Source organism: Nocardiopsis halophila DSM 44494 (assembly GCF_000341245.1).
Lineage (GTDB): Bacteria > Actinomycetota > Actinomycetes > Streptosporangiales > Streptosporangiaceae > Nocardiopsis_A > Nocardiopsis_A halophila.
This window is the reverse complement of sequence record NZ_ANAD01000256.1, coordinates 1-800: the sequence shown is the minus strand read 5'-3', so window position 1 is coordinate 800 and position 800 is coordinate 1. Positions and strand designations below refer to the sequence as shown.

Sequence of the window (800 nt, the reverse complement as noted above, 5' to 3'; positions counted from 1 at the left end):
CCCCCCGCCGACGGTGCGCAGTTCGCCCGGCCACAGGTCGATGGGCTCGGTCACGGACACCCCCTCACGGGTTCGCTGGTCTGTTGTGCAGAAACTCTACGGACTCCGGCGGCCTTCCGTGTCCTTCCGTTGAAGGGCGGACGCGGGGCGGGTTCGAGGAGGGCACGGCGCAGGTGCGCAGGCGAGGGAGACGGGCGGGTGTGGTGGCCCGTGGGCGGGTAGTGATCCGGTGGCGGGTGAAGGCCCGCCGCCCCGTCCGCGCAGGCTCTGCGGCGACGTGCGCGAGTAGCGTGGAGGGAAGGCTCCGCGACGATCCAGGGGGACTCGTGGCAGAACAGTGGCAGCAGGAGAAGCAGGAGAACGGTCAGAACACCCAGGGGGCCGCCGGGGCCGATAGCGACGCCGAGTTCCAGGAGGAGTTCGAGTCCTCCGAGGCCGACCGGGCGGAGCAGCGCGCCCAGCTCGGCGCAGAGGAGCAGTCGTGGTCGACCGACCAGCCGCTCGGGGTGTCCGACGAGGTCCCGGAGGGCGACGCCGTCGAGCAGCACCTGGAAGTCGGCCTGGACGACGACGAGTACCGCGAGTGACGCGTAGCGCGGAAGGCGGAAGGCGGGACACCGCGGGAAGGTCGCGTGCAGTGCGGCGGGCGGAAAGGCCGTAGAGCGAAGCGCCGTGCCCTTGAGGGGGATGGACGACGGACGGCAGGGGCCGGGGCGAAGCTCCGTGCCCTTGAGGGGGACGGGCGGCAGGCTGCGGGGCGAAGCTCCGTCCGCTGAGGGTGGTGGTGGGCGACGGGCAGA

The 800-nt window shown here is 72.4% G+C and carries 1 protein-coding gene; it reads left to right on the top strand.

Going from position 1 to position 800, the window contains the following annotated elements; all coding sequences use genetic code 11:
* The first annotated feature begins 326 nt into the window (after positions 1-326).
* Positions 327-587, top strand: coding sequence for a hypothetical protein (locus tag D450_RS0127210; protein ID WP_017541783.1), 261 nt, complete (start codon positions 327-329; stop codon positions 585-587).
* Positions 588-800: the final 213 nt, after the last annotated feature.